The following is a 19,719-nucleotide window of genomic DNA, read 5'->3' as shown; positions in this document are numbered from 1 at the left end:
TCTACGGGGAAGCGGGCAGGGGAGGGCGTTGCCATGGCAGCGAAGCAGAGCACGACGCAGAAGGAGACGGTCAGCCGCGTCATGCATGAATTCAAACACGGCGAACTCCGCATGCGGGGCGATGGCCCCAAGGTGCGGAGCGCGCGCCAGGCGAAGGCGATCGCCCTGCATGAGGCCGGCGCCAGCCGCGACCAGAGTCCGGACAAGCGGCGCCGCGCCTTGAAGCGGAGCAAGCGCCAGGAAGGCGCTGGCAAAACCGCCCTCGCCGAGAGCGAGGGGCGCCAAGCGCAGAGCTGGGTGATGCGGCGAGCGACGAAGAGCCGCGGCGCCCACGCTCCAAGCGGCGGCGCCGCGGGCAGCGATGCCGAGCATGGCCCGAGCAAGAGCGCGCTTTATGCCGAGGCGCGGGCGCGCGGCATCGCCGGCCGCTCCCGCATGAGCAAGGCGGAACTCGCGCGCGCGCTTGGCCATTAAAGGGGCGATAAGGCGTGGTGCGCGAGCCGCTGGGCGGAGAAATGTCAGCGGCTGAGGCTGAGCAGTTCGGCGACGAGCGATTCCCATTCCTCGCGGAACGCGGTGGTGGGCATCGGCCGCCCGGCAAGCCGATACCAGTAGCGCGCATTGCCCACGTCCCCTTCCTGGCGATGCAGATGGGCATGGACGAGATCGCAATAGGCTTCGTCCTCATGCTCCTGCGCCAGGGCATGCGCCCTGGCCCAATCCCCGCGGCCGGACCACCAGAGGCTGAGCAGGGCGGGGGAGAGGCAGGCCGGCGGAGCTTCCCCCGCCGCGACGCCGCGCAGAAACTCCTGGAAACTCACCACCGCCGGCGCACCCCGCCACCACCACCACCCCAGGCCCCGCGATTATAGCCGCCATATTGCCGCGCGGTGCGATCCTGATTGAGCTGGCTGTAGGTATTGGGGCTGGCCGGGCGCTGATAGCTCGGATGCGCCGCAGCGGCGCTCTGGCTCGTCGGGTGCTGCGCCTGCTGCCAGGAGCCGTTGCTCCATTTCGACCAGCCGCTGCTGGTGTGCTGGTAGGCATTGCCATCCGCCCCGGCATAGACATTCCCGGTCGGCGTGCGGACCACGGCGGCATTATTGCCGCTCGCCGTATGCACGCCGGCGCCGGCGGCGCCGTTCGAGGTATGGAAGGCGCCGGCCGAGCCATAGGCGTTGCTGGCGCTCGCGGTATGCGCCGTGCCGTTGGGGCCGGAGACGGTGCTCGATCCCCAGCGGCCATAGGCATTGGCGTTCTGCGTCGTCTCCCCCGCGCGGCCGGTATAGGGGTTGTAGGCCTCGGCATGGGCGGTCCCGCCATAGCTGTTCCAGGCGGCCGAGCCGTGGGCATAGGTGCCGGTCGTGGGATTGTAGCGGGAGGCGGTGCCCGCCCCGCCATAGGGCCCATAAACCGCGGCGCCGCGGGTATAGGCCCCCGTCGTCGGGTTATAGCCATAGCCCGCCGTCGCTGTCCGCCCATAGGGGCCATAGACCGTGCCGGTGCGCGCCCAGGCGCCGGTCGCCGTGTTGTAATGGACATTGCCGGCATAGGTATAAGGGTAGGGGTAATAGACCGGCACATGCCCGTAGGCGACATAGGGCGGGTAGTAATAGCCGGTGCCATAGGCGAGCACGCCGGCGGTGACGAAACCCATCAGATAGCCCGCGGTATAGCCGTAGGTCACGGCCGTCGGTGTTGCGCTGTACACCTGCACATAGGTCACGTTGTAAAGCGGGCTCGTGGCTGGAATGGTGTAGATCGCCGGCGGCACGGCGGCCGCGAGCGCCCAAGGCCCGGTCGGTGAAGAGGCGACGAACCAGGCGCCCTGGAAGCAGCAGTAATAGCGCCCGCCCGTCAGGATCACCTGATAGGCGGTATTCGTCGCATATTGCAGGCTGGTGCCGGGGATGGGCGCGAAATGCGGCGCGCCGGCATAGGTCACGCTTACTTTCGCCGTACTGCGCGACAGCGTCCCCTGCGTCGGCACCTGGGCTTTCAGCACCGCCGCCTGGGCCGCCGCCGTGCCGGGGACCGAGGCGAGCAGGTTGCCATATTCCCCATCGGGGGAAAGCCGCGCGAAATCCGCCGGCAGGTTCGGCGTTGCGAAGGTCCAGGGCCCGTAGAGGCTGGCGGCCGAGAACCAGCGCCCGGAGACGAGATAGTAGAAGCTGTTGCTCGGCGTATAGCGGAAGAGGACGGCGCCGGTATTGATCACCGCTTCGAGCGAGGTGGAGGGCACGGCGCGGAACTGCGGCGGCCCGGCGGTGACGATGATTTCCGCCGGCTTGGTCGAGACGAAGATGATGGGCACGCTGCCGCCGGGCAGCGGCTTGCCCGGCACGCTCTGGCGGATATGGCCGAAATTGGCATCGTTCGGGATATGGCTGAAGGCGGCGGGCAGGGGGCCCGCCGGCTGATAGGGGCCGGTATAGCTTTGCGCCACCAGCCAGCTGCCGTTGTTGAGCAGATACCAGGCGCCGCCATTGCCGGCATCCTGCAGCACGTCCCAATTGGTGTTGACGGCATAGCTCAGCCCCGTATTGCCGATCGGTGCCATCACGGGCGCGCCGTCGAAGACCACGAGGCTCGCCGGCTGGGCGCTGTAGAAAATCGTCGGCGGCGCGTTGTTGACCGGGGCGGCGGCCGGCGGCTTCTGCCCGAGGCTGAGCAGCACCGTATCGAGCGGGATGATCTTGGGCGGCATCTTGGCGAGATAGGCGCCGATGCGCTGCTGCACCTGGTAGGCGGCCGTAGTGTCGAGCGAAGGGAAGCTCGAATTCAGCAGCTTGGGCTGTGAGAAATAGACCACCCCCGCCCCGGTATCGACCGTGGTGGTGCCGGAAACCTCGATAGTGCCGAGGAAGGGCGGCTTGCCGGCCGGCTGGATCTGGATGGCCGCCCGCGCCGTCAACACGGTATGGCCGGGCCAGGAGATCGCCTGCGGCTCGTAGATCGTCACGCTCGCGCCATTGGCCGAGACGACATGCGGCCAGGGGGCGATGGGTTCCGCCCCGCCCGGGCTTGCCGCGAGGCCCAGGCGGGAGAGCAGAACGCTTGGGGCGGCGAGCGCCGCCGAGGCCAGGATGGTTCGACGATCGAAGCGCACGGTCTTTCCCCAAGGGCTTGTTGCGGCGAGACTATCCAAGGTTGCAGAGGGCGACAAGCGAGCGCGCCCTACGGCCCATCCTTCTGCGCCGCACCCCTCCCTTGCCCTCGCCGCGCGAAACTAAACCGGAAGCCTTGCCAATGCGTTATGATCGCGCATGCGCTGGCGGCCGGGGCCCTCCGCCGGCGCGGATGATTTCCTCCGGGCAGGATCTGCTCTAGCTTGGCTCCCCATGCGCATGCTTCTCGACTTCCTGCCGGACGGCTTCACCCTCGCCATCGTCGCGACCGTGGCGATCGCCTCCATCCTGCCATGCCATGGGCAAGGCGCCGTCATCTTCGGCTGGCTGACGACCCTCGCCATCGCGGTGATGTTCTTCATGCAGGGGGCGCGGCTTTCGCGCGAGGCGATCGTCGCCGGGTTCCGCCACTGGCGCCTGCATGTGACGATCCTGAGTGCCACCTTCCTGCTCTTCCCGCTGCTCGGCTTCGGCTTCGCCGCCGCCTTTCCGCATCTCCTCGGCCGGGCGACGCTGATCGGCCTGCTCTATATCTGCCTGCTGCCCTCGACCGTGCAGTCCTCCATCGCCTTCACCTCGATCGCCCAGGGCAACGTGCCGGCGGCGATCTGTGCCGCGACCTTCTCGACCCTCATCGGCGTGATCCTGACCCCGATCCTGGCGAGCCTGCTGCTGCAAACCCATGCCGGGGCGGGCGGGCTCGGCTCGATCGGCGAAATCTTCGTCGAGCTGCTGCTGCCCTTCCTCGCCGGCCAGGCGCTCCGCCCCTGGATCGGCGGCTGGGCGGCGCGCAACAAGCACATCCTGAAATACACCGATCGCGGCTCGATCCTCCTCGTGGTCTATACCGCCTTCAGCGCCGCGGTGATGCGCGGCATCTGGCACCAATTGCCGCTCTCCGGCTTCGGCGCGATCATCCTCGCCAATGCGGTGCTGCTGGCGGCGGTGCTGCTCCTCACCACCTTCGGCAGCCGCCTCCTCGGCTTCAACCGGGAGGACGAGATCGCCATCGTCTTCTGCGGCTCGAAGAAAAGCGCGGCGACCGGCGTGCCGATGGCCAATGTGCTGTTCGGCGCCGCCACGGTCGGCTTCATCGTGCTGCCGCTGATCATTTTCCACCAGATGCAGCTCATGGTCTGCGCCGTGCTCGCCAAACGCTACGCGCGCGCCCATGAGGCGGCGCAAGCGGGGCTTGGCGCGGCGGCCGAGTAGCGCGCGGATGGCCGACGAGCCCGACTGGCTGCGCTGGGCGCGGGAAATCCAGGCGACGGCGCAGACCGGCCTCGCCTTCACCCGCGATCCATACGACCGCGAACGCTACGAGAGCCTGCGCCACCTCGCCGCCCGCATGCTGGCCGCGCGCACCGATGGATCGGCCGCGCAGTTCGCCGCGCTCTTTGGCGCGGAAGCGGGCTATGCGACGCCGAAACTCGACGTCCGCGGCGCGGTTTTCGATGCCGCGGGCCGCATCCTCATGGTGCGCGAGGTACTGGACGGCAACCGCTGGACCCTGCCCGGCGGCTGGGCGGACCAGAACCAGACACCGGCCGCGAGCGCCGCGCGCGAGGTGCTGGAGGAAACCGGCTATGCCGCAAGGCCGGTCAAGCTCGCCGCCTGCTGGGACCGGGCGGCGCAGGGACACGCCAATCCGGGCCTCTATTCCATCGTCAAGCTCTTCTACATCTGTGCGCTGGAGGGAGGCGCGGCGCGGACCAGCCTCGAAACCTCCGAGGTGCGCTTCTTTGCCGAGCACGAAATCCCCGAGGATCTCTCCCGCGGCCGCGTGCTGCCGCAGCAGATCGGCCGGATGTTCGCCCATTGGCGGAACCCGGAGCTGCCGACCGATTTTGAGTAAGGCCGAGGCGCCGCGCGCTCAGCTGCTCGGGAAAGCCGGGCGCGCCGCTTCGAAGGAAAGGCGCTCCGCCTCGGTCAGCGCCAGCGGCAGGGACTGGCCGCAGGCGGCGGATTCTGCCCCCGCTTCCAGCGCCGCCATCACCGCCAGCGCCTGGGCGGGGGGCACCGGGTTGGGCGCCACGCCGAGGATCGCCTCCCGCAGGGCTTCGTAATAGAGCCGGTAATCGCCATCCTCCGCCGCGATCAGCTCAGGCTCGGCCGAATCCCCGTCGATCAGGGTCGCGGCCTCAAGGTCGATCCCCCAATCGAGATCGCCAGGGCTCATGCCGGCCCGCAACTGGCTCTCCTGGATATCGATGCCGCGCTTGACGAGGCTCGCCCCGGTGCCGTGCAGCACGAAGCGGGCGCTGCCACCGGCGACGAGGCAGCCGGCGGAGAGGATGGCGTGCAGATCCGGATAGGTCAGCACGGCGTGGAACCAGTCCGGCGCGGTGCCGGGCTGCCGCTGGCAGGCGGTGTGCAGGGTGATGCTCGCCGGCAGGCCGAAGAGCAGCAGCGCCTGATCGATGAGATGCGGGCCGAGATCGAACCAGAGGCCGGTGCCGGGGCCGGGCTTTTCCCGCCAACGATCCCGCACCTCGGGGCGGAAGCGGTCGATCCGGCTTTCGAACTGCACCAGGCGGCCGAGCCGGCCGCTGCCGAGCACGCCGGCGATGGTGCGGAAATCGCTATCCCAGCGGCGGTTCTGGAACACCGAGAGCAGCTTGCCGGCGCGCGCCGCCGCGGCGGCCACGCGCCGCGCTTCTGCGAGCGTCACGGTGAAGGGCTTATCGACCACCACATGGCATCCGGCGGCGAGGGCGGCCTCGGCGAGCTGGGCATGCGCCGCGTTCGGCGCCTCGATGACCACGAGGTCGATCCCGCCCGCGGCGAAGGCGGCCGTCGCATCAGCGACCACGCGCACCTCCCCCGCCGTCTCCTGCACCGCGCGCTCTTCCTGGCGCGAGACGATGAGCGCGAGATCGAAGCCCGGCAGGCTGCGGAGCAAGGGGGCATGGAAGGTGCGACCGGCATAGCCGTAGCCGATCAGCGCGGTGCGGAGCGGGGCGGGATCGTTCACCGGGAAGCTGCCTCCTTGATGGGCCGCGATGGCTGGGCGCCATGCTCGGCCGAGTCGCGCCGATTTTCAACCGGGGAAACGCGCGGCCGGGGCGGGCCGCGCCGGAGGGTTGCAGAAAAATGCCAGCCGCCGGCGGAAAGCGATGGCCTTGCACTGACAAAGCGGATACGCTTGGTTCAGAAGACTCAGAAAAGCGGCGTTCCACCTGGGTTTGCTGGATGTCTGGGTGGCCCGACAAAGCGCAGAAGGAAGCGTTTGCATGGCTCAAGTCTCAATTCGTTCGCTCAAGAAAACCTATGACGGCAGCGATCAGCTGGCGGTCAAAGGGATCAATCTGGAGATCCAGGACGGCGAATTCGTCGTCCTTGTCGGCCCGTCCGGCTGCGGCAAATCCACCACGCTCCGCATGATCGCCGGGCTTGAGGATATCTCGGGCGGCGAGATCGATATCGGCGGCCGCGTGGTGAACGACGTGCCGCCGCGGGACCGTGACATCGCCATGGTCTTCCAGAACTACGCGCTCTATCCGCATATGTCGGTCTACGACAACATGGCCTTCGGCCTGAAGCTCAGGAAGTTCCCGAAAGAAGATATCAAGCGCCGGGTGGAAGAGGCGGCGCGCATCCTGCACCTCACGCCGCTTCTGCAGCGCAAGCCGCGCGCGCTTTCCGGCGGCCAGCGCCAGCGCGTCGCCATGGGCCGCGCCATCGTGCGCAATCCGAAGGTCTTCCTGTTCGACGAGCCGCTCTCCAACCTCGATGCCAAGCTCCGCGTGCAGATGCGCACCGAGATCAAGAAGGTCCACAATACCGTCAAGACGACGACCGTCTATGTGACGCACGATCAGGTGGAAGCGATGACGCTCGCCGACCGCGTGGTCGTGATGAACCAGGGCATCATCGAGCAGGTCGGCCCGCCGCAGGAACTCTACCACAATCCGGAGACGCGCTTCGTCGCCGGCTTCATCGGCAGCCCGGGGATGAATTTCATTCCGGTCAAGCTGGTGCAGCAGGGGGACGGGCTCGCCGTGCAGTTGCAGAACGGCATGACGCTCGCCGTGCCGGCCGACCGGCGGGCCCGCTACGCGCCCTATGCCGGGCGGGACATGCTGTTCGGCATCCGGCCCGAGCATATGCCGGCCAATACCGGCGACAATCGCCCGGGCTTCGTCGCGATCGATGTCGATGTCGATATCACCGAGCCGATGGGCATGGAGACGGTGATCTATTTCTTCATCGCCGGATCGCGCCGCGACGAAAAGGACGTGACGGAGGCGCCGCTTTGCGCCCGCATCGACCCGCAGGTGCCTGTCGGCAGCGGCACGCGGCTGAGCCTCGCGGTCGATATGAACCAGATGCATCTGATCGACCCGACGACCGACAAGGTGGTCTGAGACCGCATCGCGAGCGCGGCGGCGGCTGGGGCACCCCCGCCGCCGCACCGCCGCCCGCCCGGCGCGCTCGGGCCGAACGAGCGGAACGAGCCGCGGCGGACGCTGAGAGGCCCTGCGGAAAGCCCCCTTTCGGGCCGCCCCGCTCTCCGCTAGGTCAGCGGGATGCTGGATAAATCATTCGCCCCCGCCGAGGCCGAGGCCCGGCTCTATCGCACCTGGGAAGAAAGCGGCGCCTTCGGGGCGGACCCGCAATCGAACGCCCAGGCCTTCACCATCATGATCCCGCCGCCGAACGTCACCGGCAGCCTGCACATGGGCCATGCGCTGACCTTTACGGTGCAGGACAGCCTCATCCGCTACCGGCGGATGCGTGGGCGCGACGTGCTGTGGCAGCCGGGCACCGACCATGCCGGCATCGCGACGCAGATGGTGGTGGAGCGCCTGCTCGCCTCCGAAGGCCGCACGCGCCAGGAAATGGGCCGCGCCGCCTTCGTCGAGCGCGTCTGGCAATGGAAGCAGGAATCAGGCGGGCAGATCACCCGCCAGCTCCGCCGCCTCGGTGCCTCGCTCGATTGGCCGCGCGAACGCTTCACCATGGATGAGGGCCTCTCCCGCGCCGTGCGCCGCATCTTTGTGATGCTGCACCAGAAGGGCCTCATCTATCGCGCCCGCCGGCTGGTGAACTGGGACCCGAAGTTCCAGTCCGCGATTTCCGATCTCGAAGTCGAAAGCCGGGAGATGGACGGCCAGCTTTGGCACCTCAACTACCCGATCGAGGGGATGGAGGGCCGCTGCATCACGGTTGCCACCACACGCCCCGAGACGCTGCCGGGAGACGTGGCGGTTGCCGTCAACCCAGAGGACGAGCGCTACCAGGATCTGATCGGCCGCTTCGCCATCCTGCCGCTCGTCGGCCGCCGCATCCCGATCATCGCGGACGAGCATTCCGACCCGACCAAGGGCACGGGCGCGGTGAAGATCACGCCGGCGCATGATTTCAACGATTTCGCGGTGGGCGAGCGGCATGGCCTGCCGATGCCCTCCGTGCTCGATCGCCAGGCGGCCTTCACGCTGGACGAGATCGCGGGCGAGTTGCGCGCCGTGCCAGGCGTTGCGGACCCGGCTTTTCTGCAGGGCCTGGCGGGCCAAGACCGCTTCAAGCTGCGCGCCGCCATCCTCGCCGAACTGGAACGGCTCGAACTGCTCGCCAAGGTGGAGAAGCACCGCAACCAGGTGCCGCATGGCGATCGCTCCGGCGTGCCGATCGAGCCGCTGCTGACGGTGCAATGGTTCTGCGATGCGGCCACGCTCGCCAAGCCCGCCGTCGAAGCGGTGGAGCAGGGGCGCACGGTCTTCGTGCCCAAGCAGTGGGAGAATACCTTCTTCGCCTGGCTGCGGGATATCGAGCCCTGGTGCATTTCCCGCCAGCTCTGGTGGGGCCACCGCATCCCCGCCTGGTATGGGCCGGACGGCACCTGCTTCGTCGCCGAGGATGCGGCCGGCGCCGAGGCCCAGGCCCGCGCCCATTATGGCGAGGTGCCACCGCTGACGCAGGACGAGGATGTGCTCGACACCTGGTTCAGCTCCGGCCTCTGGCCATTCTCGACGCTCGGCTGGCCGGATGAGACGCCCGAGCTTGCCCGCTATTACCCGACGGATGTGCTCGTCACTGGTTTCGACATCATTTTCTTCTGGGTCGCCCGGATGATGATGATGGGTCTCTTCGCGATGGGCGAGGTCCCCTTCAAGACGGTCTATATCCACGGGCTGGTGCGGGACGAGCGCGGGCAGAAGATGTCGAAGTCGAAAGGCAACGTCATCGATCCGTTGGAGTTGATCGACCAATACGGCACGGACGCGCTGCGCTTCACCATCTGCGCGCTGACCGGGCCGGGGCGGGATGTGAAGCTCGGCCCCGCCATCGTCGAGAGCTACCGCTCCTTCGTCACCAAGCTCTGGAACGCCGCCCGCTTCTGCGAAATGAACGGGGTGAAGCCGGTGCCGGGCTTTGATCCGGCGACGGCCCGGCTGCCGCTCTGCCGCTGGATCCTGGACGGCGCCAATCGCGCCGCCGAGGAAGCGACGGCCGCGCTTGAAGCCTATCGCCTCGATGACTATGCCGCCGCCTGCTACCGCTTCACCTGGAACGGCTTCTGCGACTGGTTCCTCGAACTCGCCAAGCCCATCCTGGCGCAGGGCGAGAGCGCGGAGGCTGCGGAGGTGCGGGCGGTCGCCGCCCATCTCCTCGGCACCATCCTGCGCCTGCTGCATCCGGCGATGCCTTACGTGACGGAGGTGCTCTGGGGCGAATTCGGCTTCGGGCCGGAGGGCACGCTCATCCGCGCGGCCTGGCCGGAAGCCGTCGCCGTAGCCGAGGCCGAGGCCGCGCGCGGCGAGCTTGATTGGGTCGTCGGGCTGATCAGCGAATTGCGCGCCGTGCGTTCCGAGATGCGGGTGGCGCCCTCGGTGCTCGCGCCGCTCTTGCTCAAGGACGCGACGGAGGCGGAACGCGCCCGCGCCGAGCGCTGGATCGAGGCGATCCGCCGCATGGGCCGCGCCTCCGAGGTCCGCGCGCTGGAAGGGGATGTGCCGCAAGGCTCGGCCCAGGCGGTGCTGGGCGGCGTCACGCTCGTCATCCCGCTCGCCGGCCTGATTGACCTTGCGGCCGAGCGCCAGCGGCTGGAGCGGGAGCGCACGAAGGCGCTGGACGAGGCGGCCAAGGTGCAGGCCAAGCTCGGCAACGAAAGCTTCGTCGCGCGGGCGAAGCCCGAGGTGGTGCAGGAGAACCGCGAGCGGCTCGCCGCTTTCGAGGCCGAGGCGGCGCGCCTCGCCGCGGCCCTCGCCCGGCTCGGGTGAGGGGCGGGCATCACGCTTCGGCGAGTCTCGGCGATTGATGGCATTCGGTAACATTGCCGCCACGCTTTGGCCGTGAGACTCGTCTCGTCTAGGCCGGTCAACGACCGTGCAGCTTAAAGGAGAAGGCATGTCTCACGAAAACGGGAAAGCGCCGCAGCGGCTCGCCCGGCGCGGCTTCCTGCGCCGGCTCGGCCTGGCCGGGCTCGGCGGCGCCGCAGCGCTGACGGCCGCAGCGCTCACCGGGCCGACAGAGGCGGAGGCGCAAGCCTATCCGCCGATGCCGCCGCCGCCCTTCCAGCCGGCGCCGCCGCCGCCGCCGGGCCCGACTTATATCTGGGAGCCGGGGCATTACGTGTGGAACGGCTATCGCTATATCTGGCGCCCGGGCCATTACGTGATGCGCCGGCCGCATTATGGCCGCTTCATCCCCGGCCATTGGGCGATGCGCGGCGGCCGCTGGGTGTGGATTCCGCCGCACTGGGTCTGACCGGCGGCAGGCTTTCGCCGCGCCGCGCCGGATGCCTCGCACCCCGCCGCCTTTGATTGACGCGGCGGGGTGCGCATGATCTACAGCCAACGTCATGTTTCATCCGCAAAAAGGGCTAATCATGCGCTGGCTGGCCGCACTCTCGCTCGTCGTTTCGGTCTCCGCCTGCGCCATGACGCCGCCGGAACCGACAGGCCAGCGCTTCCCCGTCTTCTTCGCGCCGATGGTCTCGACGCTCGGCAATGGCGGCGATCAGGTGGTGGCCTCGGCTGCCAAATTCGCCGAACGCTATCCAGACAAGCCGGTGACTCTGGTGGCCTATGCTGCACCTCCGGGCCATCACTATGTCGAGCCCGCGGATATCGACACCCTGCGCGCGACCGCGGTGACCAAGCTTCTGATCAGCGACGGGGTCTCAGCGGGGCGTATTGCCGCGGTCGCCAAGGGCCCGGTGCAGCCCAATGTGCCGATGTCCAAGATCGAGGTTCGGCGCGTCGATATCATCGTGGGCGAGCCGCCGCAGGGCCAGTAACGCAGCACCAGCGGCGGGTGGCGCGGCGCTTTCAGCCGCGCCAGAAGGTCATCACCAGCCCGCCGCCGAGGATGAGCGCGCCGCCGACCAGGATGGGCGCGCTCGGGCTCAGGCCGAACACCGCCCAGTTCACCGCCTGGGCCATGACGAAGAAGACCACGACATAGAGGCCGAGCAACCGCCCGAAATCCCACGGCGCGAGATTGACGGCGAGGCCGTAGAGCGCCAGCACCGCCGCGCCGAGCAGGATGAGGCCGCCGCGCAGCACCATCGCCTCGCGCCCAAGCAAGCCGCGCCGCATCAGGGCATCGCCGCCCACTTCCAGAGCCGCGGCCAGGATGAGGAGCAGGAAGGCAAGCGGCCATCTCATGCTGCCGCCCCCCGGCGCGCCATCGCCATCTGGAAGTGAAACAGCCGCTCCTGCCCGAGCAGGAAAAGCCGCGCCCCGCGCGGGAAAAATCGCGCAATCGCCGGGTCCGTCACGTCCAGCCCGCCGGTAAAGCTGCCGAAGGCCGGCAGGATGAGCCGCGCCTGCCCATCGGTCACGAAACATGCGCGGGAGACCGCGGCACCGCGCACCGGAACGCGCGCCTTCGGGTGGTAATGGCCGGAGAGCTCGACAAGGCCCGGCCCCGCGCCCGCGGCCTCCGCCGCATGGCGGAAGGCGAAGGGGCCTTCCCGCCATTCCGGCAAGAGCCGCCCGGGGACGAGACCCGCCGCGAGCCCGGCATCGTGATTACCGAGCACCCAGAGGAACTCGGCCCGCGCCTGCAAGGCTGCGAGGCGGGCACGATCGGCTTCGGCCAGGCGCAGCGCACCGCCCTCATCGTGGAAACTGTCGCCCAGCGCCAGCACCCGATCGGCCGGGTAATGGCGCAGCAGGGCGGCGAGGCGATCGAGCGTCACCCGGCTGTCATAAGGCGGCAGCAGGCGCCCGCGCCGCGCCGCGGCGGAGCCCTTTTCGAGGTGCAGATCGGCCAGCACCAGCAGCCGCGCCGCCGGCCAGTACAAAGCGCCCGAAGGGTCGAGCATCAGACGCTCCCCCCCGATATGCAGCGGGGCGGCGGCGCTCACGAGCCGCGACCATAGGATAAGGACAGGCGAGACATCTTCATCCGTCAGCTCAGCTTCTCTCCGAAAACCAATGAACGTGCAAGAACGTTCTCCGGATGTTCCTCTCCTGTCGCCTCCGTGACAAGGGCCTCCGCCTCGCCCAGCAGATCCTCCTCGGCGCCGCCGGCCACACGCTCCCGCCCGATTTCGAGGATGACCGGCACGGCGAGCGGCGAGACGCGGGCGAGCGGCCGGTGGTGGATATGGCCGCGGATGCGGGCGAGCATCTGCGCCACCCGCCCGAGATCGGTGAGGCCGCCGGCGGCATCGGCCTGGGTCGCGCGGAGCAGGATGTGGTGCGGATCGTGGCGGCGCAGCACGTCGTAGATCAGATCGGTATTGACCGTCACCTGCCGGCGGGAGCGTTCGGCGCCCGGCAACTGCCGGTCGATGAGGCCGGAGATGACCGCGACGTTGCGGAACGTCCGCTTCAGGACGGAGCTTTCCGCCATCCAGGCTTCGAGATCGTCGCCCAGCATATCCTCGTCGAACAGGGTATCGAGGCTATGCGGCTCGTAGGCCGACCAGGTGGCGAGCACGTAATCGGTCGCGACGAAGCCCAAAGGCCCGATGCCGAGCCGCTCCATCCGCCGGGTGACGAGCAGCCCCAGCGTCTGATGCGCGTTGCGGCCTTCGAAGCAATAGGCGACGAGATACCAGAGGCCGTGGCGGGGGAAGGTCTCGATCAGCAGATCCTCCGGGCCGGGCAGGGCGGAATGCTCGCCTTGCAGGCGAAGCCATTCCTGCACCGGCTCGGGGAAGGCCGGCCAGCGCGCCGGATCGTGCAGCAGGGCGCGGACGCGCGCGGCAAGCCCGGTGGAGAGCGGCAGGCGCCCGCCCTCATAAGTCGGCACCTTGGGCGTGCCGCTGCCGCCGTCTGCCACATCGGCCCACATCTCGCGCAGCCGCAGGAAGCGCAGCAGGCGGCCGGCGAAGATGAAGGTATCGCCCTCACGGAGTTGGCTCACGAACCATTCCTCGACCTCGCCGAGCACCGGCCCGCGCGGTGCCAAGCGCAGCCGGATCATCGGCGCCTCGACGATGGTGCCGATATTCATCCGGTATTGCCGGGCGAGCCGCTGATGGCGGAGATGGACCCGCCCCTCGGCATCGCGAAAGAGCTTGGCATAGCGCTCATAGGCGCGAAGCGCGTAGCCGCCGCTTTCGACGAAGCCGAGCACATCATCGAAGGTCTTGCGGTCGAGCGTGGCATAGGGTGCGGCGCGCCTGATCTCGGCGAAGGCATCATCCGGGTGGAACGGGCCGGCGCAGGCGAGGCCGAGGAGGTGCTGGGCCAGCACATCGAGCCCGCCGGGGCGCGGCGGATCGCCATCCAGCTCCCGCGCGGCGACACCCTGGCGCGCCGCCTCGCATTCCAGCACCTCGAAGCGGTTGGCCGGCACGAGAATGGCGCGGCTCGTCTCGTCCATCCGGTGGTTGGCGCGGCCGACGCGCTGCAGCAGGCGCGAGACGCCCTTCGGCGCGCCGACCTGGATGACCTGATCGACCCCGCCCCAATCGATGCCGAGATCGAGCGAGGAGGTGGCAATCACGGCACGGAGCCGCCCTTCCGCCATCGCGGCTTCCACCCGGCGCCGCTGCGTCACCTCCAGGCTGCCGTGGTGGATGGCGATCGGCAGCGTCTCCTCGTTGATGCGCCAGATGTCCTGGAACAGAAGCTCGGCCTGGGCGCGGGTATTGACAAAGACGATGGTGAGGCCGGCGGCCTTGATCCGCGCGAGTATATCGGGCGCGGCGGCGAGCCCCATATGGCCGCCCCAGGAAAGGTGACCTGCCGGCAGCATGATCGAGAGATCGGGGGGCGCGGGGTCCGCGACCTCGATGAGGTCGAGCCCGCCGCCCTGGCCATCGGCGGAGACATAGGCCGCGATCGCCTGCTTCCAGGCGACGGTCGCCGAGAGCCCGATGCGCTGCACCTGGGGGGCAAGCACTGAGAGACGGGCAAGGCCGAGCGCCAGCAGATCGCCCCGCTTGATGCCGGCGAGCGCGTGCACCTCGTCGATGATGACGGAACGAAGATCCCGGAAGAGCGTTCCCGCATCGGGCAGCGAGAGCAGGAGGGCGAGGCTCTCCGGCGTCGTCAGCAGGATATCGGGCGGGTTTTCCCGCTGGCGGGCGCGGCGGTTCTGCGGCGTATCGCCGGTGCGCGTCTCGATACGGATGGGCAGACCCATCTCGGCCACCGGGTCGGAGAGGTTGCGCGCGATATCAGTCGCGAGTGCTTTCAGCGGGCTGACATAGAGGGTGTGGATGCCCGCGCCCTCCGGCCGGCCGGCCGCGAGGTCCACAAGGCTCGGCAGGAAGCCTGAGAGGGTCTTGCCGCCGCCGGTCGGCGCGATGAGCAGCACATGCCGCCCGGCCTGGAACGAGGCAAGAACATCGAGCTGATGCGGGCGCGGCGCCCAGCCGCGCGCCTTGAACCAGGCCTGGAAGGCCGCGGGCAGAGGCGTCTCCGCCCGGGTTGCGGTTGGGGTCGGGGCTGAGGCTGAGGCCGGACGCCGCCGCTTGGCGGCAGAAGCGGCGGATCGGGCAGGGGCGCGGGCGCTCATCAGGGGAGAACATAGCGTGAATTGCCGGCCGATCCCAGCCTTTGCCAGGGCGAGACCTGCGGCGCGGCCCTCCGCGCCCTGTCAGCCAGCGCGTTCACGCCGTTTTCTCGCTGCACACGTTATTAACGTTTTTTAGCGTGCATTTTAACGTTGCGCGACCGCCTTGCGTGAGGACTGTTCTATCTCCATAATTCTTGGGAGAAACTTGTTGAGCACGCAGATGCCCCGCAGCCGCAGCCCGAGCTACCCGCAGATCGGCCTGGCCGAAGCGGTGCGCCGCGTCCAAAGCGTTTATGAAAGAGATTACACGAGCTTGCTAACGCGCGATGTGGCGGCCCAGCGGCTCGGCTATTCCGGCGTCAACGGCAAATCCCTGGTGGTGATGGCCGCCCTTCATCGCTACGGGCTGCTCTCGGGCAAGGGCGAGGCGCTGCGCGTCTCCGACCTCGCCTTGCGCATCATCGCCCATCCGCCCGGCACGGCCGAGCGGCGGCAGGCCCTGGCGGAGGCGGCCGGGAAGCCGGCGCTGTTCCAGCGGCTCGACCAGCGCTTTCCGAAACGCATGGCGAGCGACGGCACACTGCGCGCCTATCTCATCACCCAGGGCTTCATCCCGCCGGCCGCCGAGGCGGCGATCCGCGCCTATCGGGAGACGCAGGCGATGCTGGATCAGGAGCGGGAGGGCGCGCCATCATCGTCGCCGGGCCCGGACCGGCCCCCGGCTTCAGCCGCGCTGCCGCCCGCGGCCGCGAGCGAGGCAGCGCCGGAGGGCGCGATCGGCCTGCGCCGGGCGGTCTTCGGCCTGGCGGAAGGCGAGGTCATCATCACCGCGCCGGTCTTTCTCTCCGCCGCCAGCGTCAACGATCTGCAGGATTATCTCGATGTCTTCATGAAGCGGGCACGGCGGGAAGCCGGGCTCGAATAGATCAGCCGGGCGAGGCAAAGGGTCTCGACAGGATGGCGGGGCCGGCATGGGCATTGGCCGGGCGCGGTTGCGGGCGGGGAGCAGGCGCCCATATCTTGGCCGCGATGCCCGCGCCCCATCCCGAAACCTGGCTGCGCGTTCTGCCCGAAGGGCTTTATTGCGAGCCGGGAGATTTCTTCATCGACCCGCTGCGCCCGGTGGCGCGCGCGGTGATCACCCACGGCCATTCGGATCATGCCCGGCCGGGGCATGGCGCGGTGCTGGCAACGCCCGAGACGCTCGCCATCATGCAGGCGCGGCTCGGCGCGAGCCGGGCGGGCGGGGTGCTGCAACCGCTCCCCTACCACAGGCCGCTGATGCAGAACGGCGTATCGCTCCGGCTGGTGCCGGCCGGCCACGTTCTCGGCTCCGCCCAGGTCGTGATGGAATGGCAGGGCAGCCGGGCAGTGGTTTCGGGCGACTACAAGCGCGGCGCGGACCCGACCTGCGCCGCCTTCGAGCCGCAGCGCTGCGATCTCTTTATCACCGAGGCGACCTTCGGCTTCCCCGTCTTCCGCCATCCGGCGCCGGGCCACGAGATCGCCAAGCTCCTGAAAAGCGTCGCGCTCTTCCCCGAGCGCACGCATGTCATCGGCGCCTATGCCCTTGGCAAGGCGCAGCGGATGATCGCGCTGCTGCGCCAGGCGGGATGGGAGAAGCCGATCTTCCTGCATGGCGCCATCGCCCCGCTCTGTGCCCTCTACGAAGCGCATGGCGTGCGGCTCGGGCCGCTGGAAGCCGCGACCGGCGCGGCGCGCGAGCGGCTCACTGGCGCCATCGTGATCGCGCCGCCGGCGGCCGCCGCCGATCGCTGGCTGCGCCGCATGACGGACCCGGTGATCGCCCGCGCCTCGGGCTGGATGCGGGTGCGCCAGCGGGCAAAGATGGCGGGGGTGGAACTGCCGCTCATCATCAGCGACCATGCCGATTGGGACGATCTCCTCGCCACCATCGCCGAGACCGGCGCGCCCGAAGTCTGGGTGACGCATGGGGCGGAGGAGCCGCTGATCCACGCGCTCGGCCTGCGGCAGATCCGCGCCCGCGCGCTCCGCCTCATCGGCTATGAGGATGAAGAGGGGGAGAGCGCGGCATGAAGCCCTTCGCCGCCTTGCTGGAGCGGCTGGTCTTCACCCCCGGGCGGCTCGCCAAGATCGCCCTGCTGCGGGATTATTTTGTGACCGTGCCGGACCCCGATCGCGGTTGGGCACTGGCCGCGATCGCCGGGGATCTCCGCTTCACCGCCGCCAAGCCGGCGATGATCCGCGAGCTTGCGGCGAGCCGCACGGACCCGACGCTCTTCGCCTGGTCCTACGACTATGTGGGCGATCTGGCCGAGACGGTCGCGCTGCTCTGGCCGGAAGCGCCGGGCGAGGGGGAGGGGGCCGCGCCGACGCCGCGGCTTTCCGAGGTTGTCGAAACCCTCTCCGCCACGCCGAAGGCGGCCTTGCCGCCGATCCTCGAAGCCTGGCTTGGCCGCAGCGATGCCTCCGAGCGGCTGGCGCTGCTCAAGCTCATCACCGGCGGCCTGCGCGTCGGCGCTTCCGCCCGCCTCGCCAAGATCGCCCTCGGCGAATGGGCGGGCAAGGAGGTGGATGAGATCGAGGAGGTGTGGCACGGCCTGGCGCCGCCCTATACTGGCCTGTTTGATTGGCTGGAGGGCCGCAGCCCGCGGCCAGAGGCTGCGGGCGCGCCGGTCTTTCGCCCGCCGATGCTGGCGCATCCGCTGGAGGAGGCGGACCGCGCGGCGATCGACTGGCAGGCCTATCGCGCGGAATGGAAGTGGGACGGCATTCGCGTGCAGCTGGTGGGCGCGCCCGGCGGCGCGCGGCTCTACACCCGCACGGCCGAGGACATCTCCCACGCCTTCCCCGAAATCACCCAGGCGATCGATTTCCTCGGCGTGCTCGACGGGGAATTGCTGGTGATGCGGGATGGCGCCGTCGCTCCCTTCGCGGATCTCCAGCAGCGGCTCAACCGCCGCGCGCCGAGCGCCAAGATGCTCAAGGATTTCCCGGCCGGCGTGCGGCTATACGACATTCTCTTCGAGGCTGCGGAGGATCTGCGCGCGCTGCCTTTCGATCTCCGCCGGGCGCGGCTGGAAAGCTGGTTCGCGGCGCATCGGCCGGCCGGCATGGATCTTTCGCCGCTGGTTCCCTTCGAGACCGCCGAGGCGCTGGCGACGCTCCGCCTCGGCGCGCGGGCGGCCGGGATCGAGGGGCTGATGCTCAAGCGCGGCGACAGCCCCTATCTCGCCGGCCGGCCCAAGGGGCCCTGGTGGAAATGGAAACGCGCCCCGCTCACCCTCGATGCCGTGCTGATGTATGCCCAGCGCGGCCATGGCCGCCGCTCCGGCCTCTATTCGGACTATACCTTCGGCGTCTGGCGCGGCGAGGGGGAGGCGGCGGAACTCGTGCCGATCGGCAAGGCCTATTCAGGGATCACCGACCAGGAACTGGCCTTTCTCGACCGCTGGGTCCGCAACCATACGACCGCGCGCTTCGGCCCGGTGCGCGAGGTCGAGAAGCGTCTGGTGCTGGAAATAGCTTTCGATGCCGCGCAGCGATCCTCCCGCCACAAGGCGGGCGTGGCGCTGCGCTTTCCCCGCATCAGCCGTATCCGCACGGATAAGCCGGCAGCGGAGGCGGACCGGCTGGACACCATGCTGGCGCTTTCGGCGGCGGTGGCGGAAGGGGCGATCCCGTGACATCCCCGTGACCTTGGGATGCGCGGCCGGGGGGCGGCGGCCGAGGCGCCCTCTCGGCGCTTGCCCTCCTTTGCGCCGCCAGCCTAAGCTCTCGTACAAGACCAAGGAGAGGAAGCCCATGCGTTCCGTGCCGCATCTTGCCGCCGTTGCCAGCCTGATCGCGGTGGGCGCCGCTTCCTCGCTCGCCGGTGCATCGCCGGCGCATGCGGCCAATTTCCCGCCGCAGGTGCCGATGTGCGCTTCCTGCCACGGCCAGGGCGGCATTTCCTCCTCGCCGAACTTTCCCAACCTTGCCGGGCAGAAGGAGGGCTACCTCGTCAATGCCCTCGAAGCCTATAAGAACGGCACCCGCCATGGCAGCACCGCAGGGCTCATGATCGGCATTGCCGGCCAGCTCAGCGATGCCGATATCAAGGCGCTCGCCGCCTATTATGCCGGGCTGAAAGCCAACTAGAGGGTGCTTTCCTGAAGCCGCACCATGAAGGGCAGGGATGATGCCCGTCATCCCTTACTATGCCTGCATGGTGGCGGCGGAAGCGGCCTTCCATCTTCCCGTGAAAGCCTTGCCGGCGATCCAGAAGGTCGAAGGCGGGTGGATCGGCGCGGTGCGCCCCAACGCCAACGGCACGCATGATCTCGGGCTCATGCAGGTCAATACCATCTGGATCGGGCCGCTCGCCCAGGCCACGGGCCTTGCTCCTTCGACCGTGGTGACGCGCCTCATCATGGACCCGTGCTTCAACATCATCGCCGCGGCCGACATCCTGCACCTCTATGTGGTGGAGGAGCATGGCAACATCTGGCAGGCAATCGGCGATTACCACTCCCATTCGACCTGGCTGAGCACCGGCTACAAGCTCCGGGTGGAGGCAGAGGCGGAAGCGCTGACCTTGCCGAAGGCGCGCCTGCCGCGGCGCCGCGCCAAGGAAAGCGCGCAAGCCGAACGGAAGCTCCCTGCGCCGGCGGCGGTGCTAGGCGGCGGATAGGCTCCGTCGGGC

Annotated in this window: 18 protein-coding genes; 12 read left to right on the top strand and 6 right to left on the bottom strand. The window is 69.0% G+C overall.

Annotation, left to right across the window (positions count from 1 at the left end; all coding sequences use genetic code 11):
* Positions 1-33 precede the first annotated feature (33 nt).
* A complete protein-coding gene (locus tag ACYQ7X_RS15000; RefSeq protein WP_459697870.1) occupies positions 34-474 on the top strand; it encodes a DUF6496 domain-containing protein in 441 nt (146 codons plus the stop codon).
* Between the two features lie 44 nt (positions 475-518).
* Here ACYQ7X_RS15000 and ACYQ7X_RS14995 read toward each other — a convergent pair whose 3' ends face one another.
* Together ACYQ7X_RS14995 and ACYQ7X_RS14990 are read right to left on the bottom strand one after the other, a co-directional pair.
* The gene (locus ACYQ7X_RS14995) at positions 519-824 is read right to left on the bottom strand and encodes a hypothetical protein (RefSeq protein WP_459697869.1); all 306 of its coding nucleotides are present in this window, start codon (positions 822-824) and stop codon (positions 519-521) included.
* On the bottom strand, positions 818-3,109 hold the full coding sequence (locus tag ACYQ7X_RS14990) for a hypothetical protein (protein ID WP_459697868.1): 2,292 nt from the start codon (positions 3,107-3,109) through the stop codon (positions 818-820). The genes ACYQ7X_RS14995 and ACYQ7X_RS14990 overlap by 7 nt, the downstream gene beginning before the upstream one ends.
* 232 nt (positions 3,110-3,341) lie before the next feature.
* Here ACYQ7X_RS14990 and ACYQ7X_RS14985 point away from each other — a divergent pair, with 232 nt between their 5' ends.
* Both ACYQ7X_RS14985 and ACYQ7X_RS14980 read left to right on the top strand, forming a co-directional pair.
* Positions 3,342-4,340 (top strand): bile acid:sodium symporter family protein, encoded by a 999-nt coding sequence (locus ACYQ7X_RS14985; RefSeq protein ID WP_459697867.1) that lies wholly within the window; start codon positions 3,342-3,344, stop codon positions 4,338-4,340.
* A gap of 7 nt (positions 4,341-4,347) precedes the next feature.
* On the top strand, positions 4,348-4,983 hold the full coding sequence (locus ACYQ7X_RS14980) for an NUDIX hydrolase (protein ID WP_459697866.1): 636 nt from the start codon (positions 4,348-4,350) through the stop codon (positions 4,981-4,983).
* 18 nt (positions 4,984-5,001) lie between these two features.
* On the opposite strand, the gene ACYQ7X_RS14975 is transcribed toward ACYQ7X_RS14980, so the two are convergent.
* Positions 5,002-6,102, bottom strand: coding sequence for an oxidoreductase (locus ACYQ7X_RS14975; RefSeq protein WP_459697865.1), 1,101 nt, complete (start codon positions 6,100-6,102; stop codon positions 5,002-5,004).
* Positions 6,103-6,361: 259 nt separating this feature from the next.
* On the opposite strand from ACYQ7X_RS14975, the gene ACYQ7X_RS14970 reads away from it, so the two are divergent.
* From ACYQ7X_RS14970 to ACYQ7X_RS14955, 4 genes are all read left to right on the top strand, one after another.
* Complete coding sequence (locus tag ACYQ7X_RS14970; protein WP_459697864.1) at positions 6,362-7,495, top strand: ABC transporter ATP-binding protein; 1,134 nt, start codon at positions 6,362-6,364, stop codon at positions 7,493-7,495.
* A gap of 162 nt (positions 7,496-7,657) precedes the next feature.
* Positions 7,658-10,351: a valine--tRNA ligase gene (locus tag ACYQ7X_RS14965; RefSeq protein WP_459697863.1), complete on the top strand. Its 2,694-nt coding sequence runs from the start codon at positions 7,658-7,660 to the stop codon at positions 10,349-10,351.
* 127 nt (positions 10,352-10,478) lie between these two features.
* Positions 10,479-10,838: a hypothetical protein gene (locus ACYQ7X_RS14960; protein ID WP_459697862.1), complete on the top strand. Its 360-nt coding sequence runs from the start codon at positions 10,479-10,481 to the stop codon at positions 10,836-10,838.
* Between the two features lie 121 nt (positions 10,839-10,959).
* Positions 10,960-11,370 (top strand): OmpA family protein, encoded by a 411-nt coding sequence (locus tag ACYQ7X_RS14955; protein WP_459697861.1) that lies wholly within the window; start codon positions 10,960-10,962, stop codon positions 11,368-11,370.
* Positions 11,371-11,401: 31 nt separating this feature from the next.
* Here the strand turns inward: ACYQ7X_RS14955 and ACYQ7X_RS14950 are convergent, their stop codons facing one another.
* From ACYQ7X_RS14950 to ACYQ7X_RS14940, 3 genes are read right to left on the bottom strand one after another with little or no spacing between them, the layout of a single operon-like run.
* Positions 11,402-11,740: a hypothetical protein gene (locus ACYQ7X_RS14950; RefSeq protein WP_459697860.1), complete on the bottom strand. Its 339-nt coding sequence runs from the start codon at positions 11,738-11,740 to the stop codon at positions 11,402-11,404.
* Positions 11,737-12,444 (bottom strand): ligase-associated DNA damage response endonuclease PdeM, encoded by a 708-nt coding sequence (pdeM, locus tag ACYQ7X_RS14945; protein WP_459697859.1) that lies wholly within the window; start codon positions 12,442-12,444, stop codon positions 11,737-11,739. The genes ACYQ7X_RS14950 and pdeM overlap by 4 nt, the downstream gene beginning before the upstream one ends.
* A gap of 44 nt (positions 12,445-12,488) precedes the next feature.
* The gene (locus tag ACYQ7X_RS14940; RefSeq protein WP_459697858.1) at positions 12,489-15,053 is read right to left on the bottom strand and encodes a ligase-associated DNA damage response DEXH box helicase; all 2,565 of its coding nucleotides are present in this window, start codon (positions 15,051-15,053) and stop codon (positions 12,489-12,491) included.
* A gap of 208 nt (positions 15,054-15,261) precedes the next feature.
* Between ACYQ7X_RS14940 and ACYQ7X_RS14935 the strand changes: the two genes are divergently transcribed.
* The 5 genes from ACYQ7X_RS14935 (at position 15,262) to ACYQ7X_RS14915 (ending at position 19,707) form a co-directional block, all read left to right on the top strand.
* Positions 15,262-15,978, top strand: coding sequence for a hypothetical protein (locus ACYQ7X_RS14935; RefSeq protein WP_459697857.1), 717 nt, complete (start codon positions 15,262-15,264; stop codon positions 15,976-15,978).
* 104 nt (positions 15,979-16,082) lie between these two features.
* Positions 16,083-17,111 carry a ligase-associated DNA damage response exonuclease gene (locus ACYQ7X_RS14930; protein WP_459697954.1) on the top strand — a complete coding sequence of 343 codons (1,029 nt, stop codon included), beginning with the start codon at positions 16,083-16,085 and terminating at the stop codon, positions 17,109-17,111.
* On the top strand, positions 17,108-18,721 hold the full coding sequence (locus ACYQ7X_RS14925) for a cisplatin damage response ATP-dependent DNA ligase (RefSeq protein WP_459697856.1): 1,614 nt from the start codon (positions 17,108-17,110) through the stop codon (positions 18,719-18,721). The genes ACYQ7X_RS14930 and ACYQ7X_RS14925 overlap by 4 nt, the downstream gene beginning before the upstream one ends.
* 118 nt (positions 18,722-18,839) lie before the next feature.
* Positions 18,840-19,175, top strand: coding sequence for a c-type cytochrome (locus tag ACYQ7X_RS14920; RefSeq protein WP_459697855.1), 336 nt, complete (start codon positions 18,840-18,842; stop codon positions 19,173-19,175).
* Between the two features lie 37 nt (positions 19,176-19,212).
* Positions 19,213-19,707, top strand: coding sequence for a lytic transglycosylase domain-containing protein (locus ACYQ7X_RS14915; protein WP_459697854.1), 495 nt, complete (start codon positions 19,213-19,215; stop codon positions 19,705-19,707).
* Positions 19,708-19,719 lie beyond the last annotated feature (12 nt).

The organism is Acidisoma sp. C75 (assembly GCF_054665095.1).
This window is presented reverse-complemented; position numbering and strand designations above follow the sequence as displayed.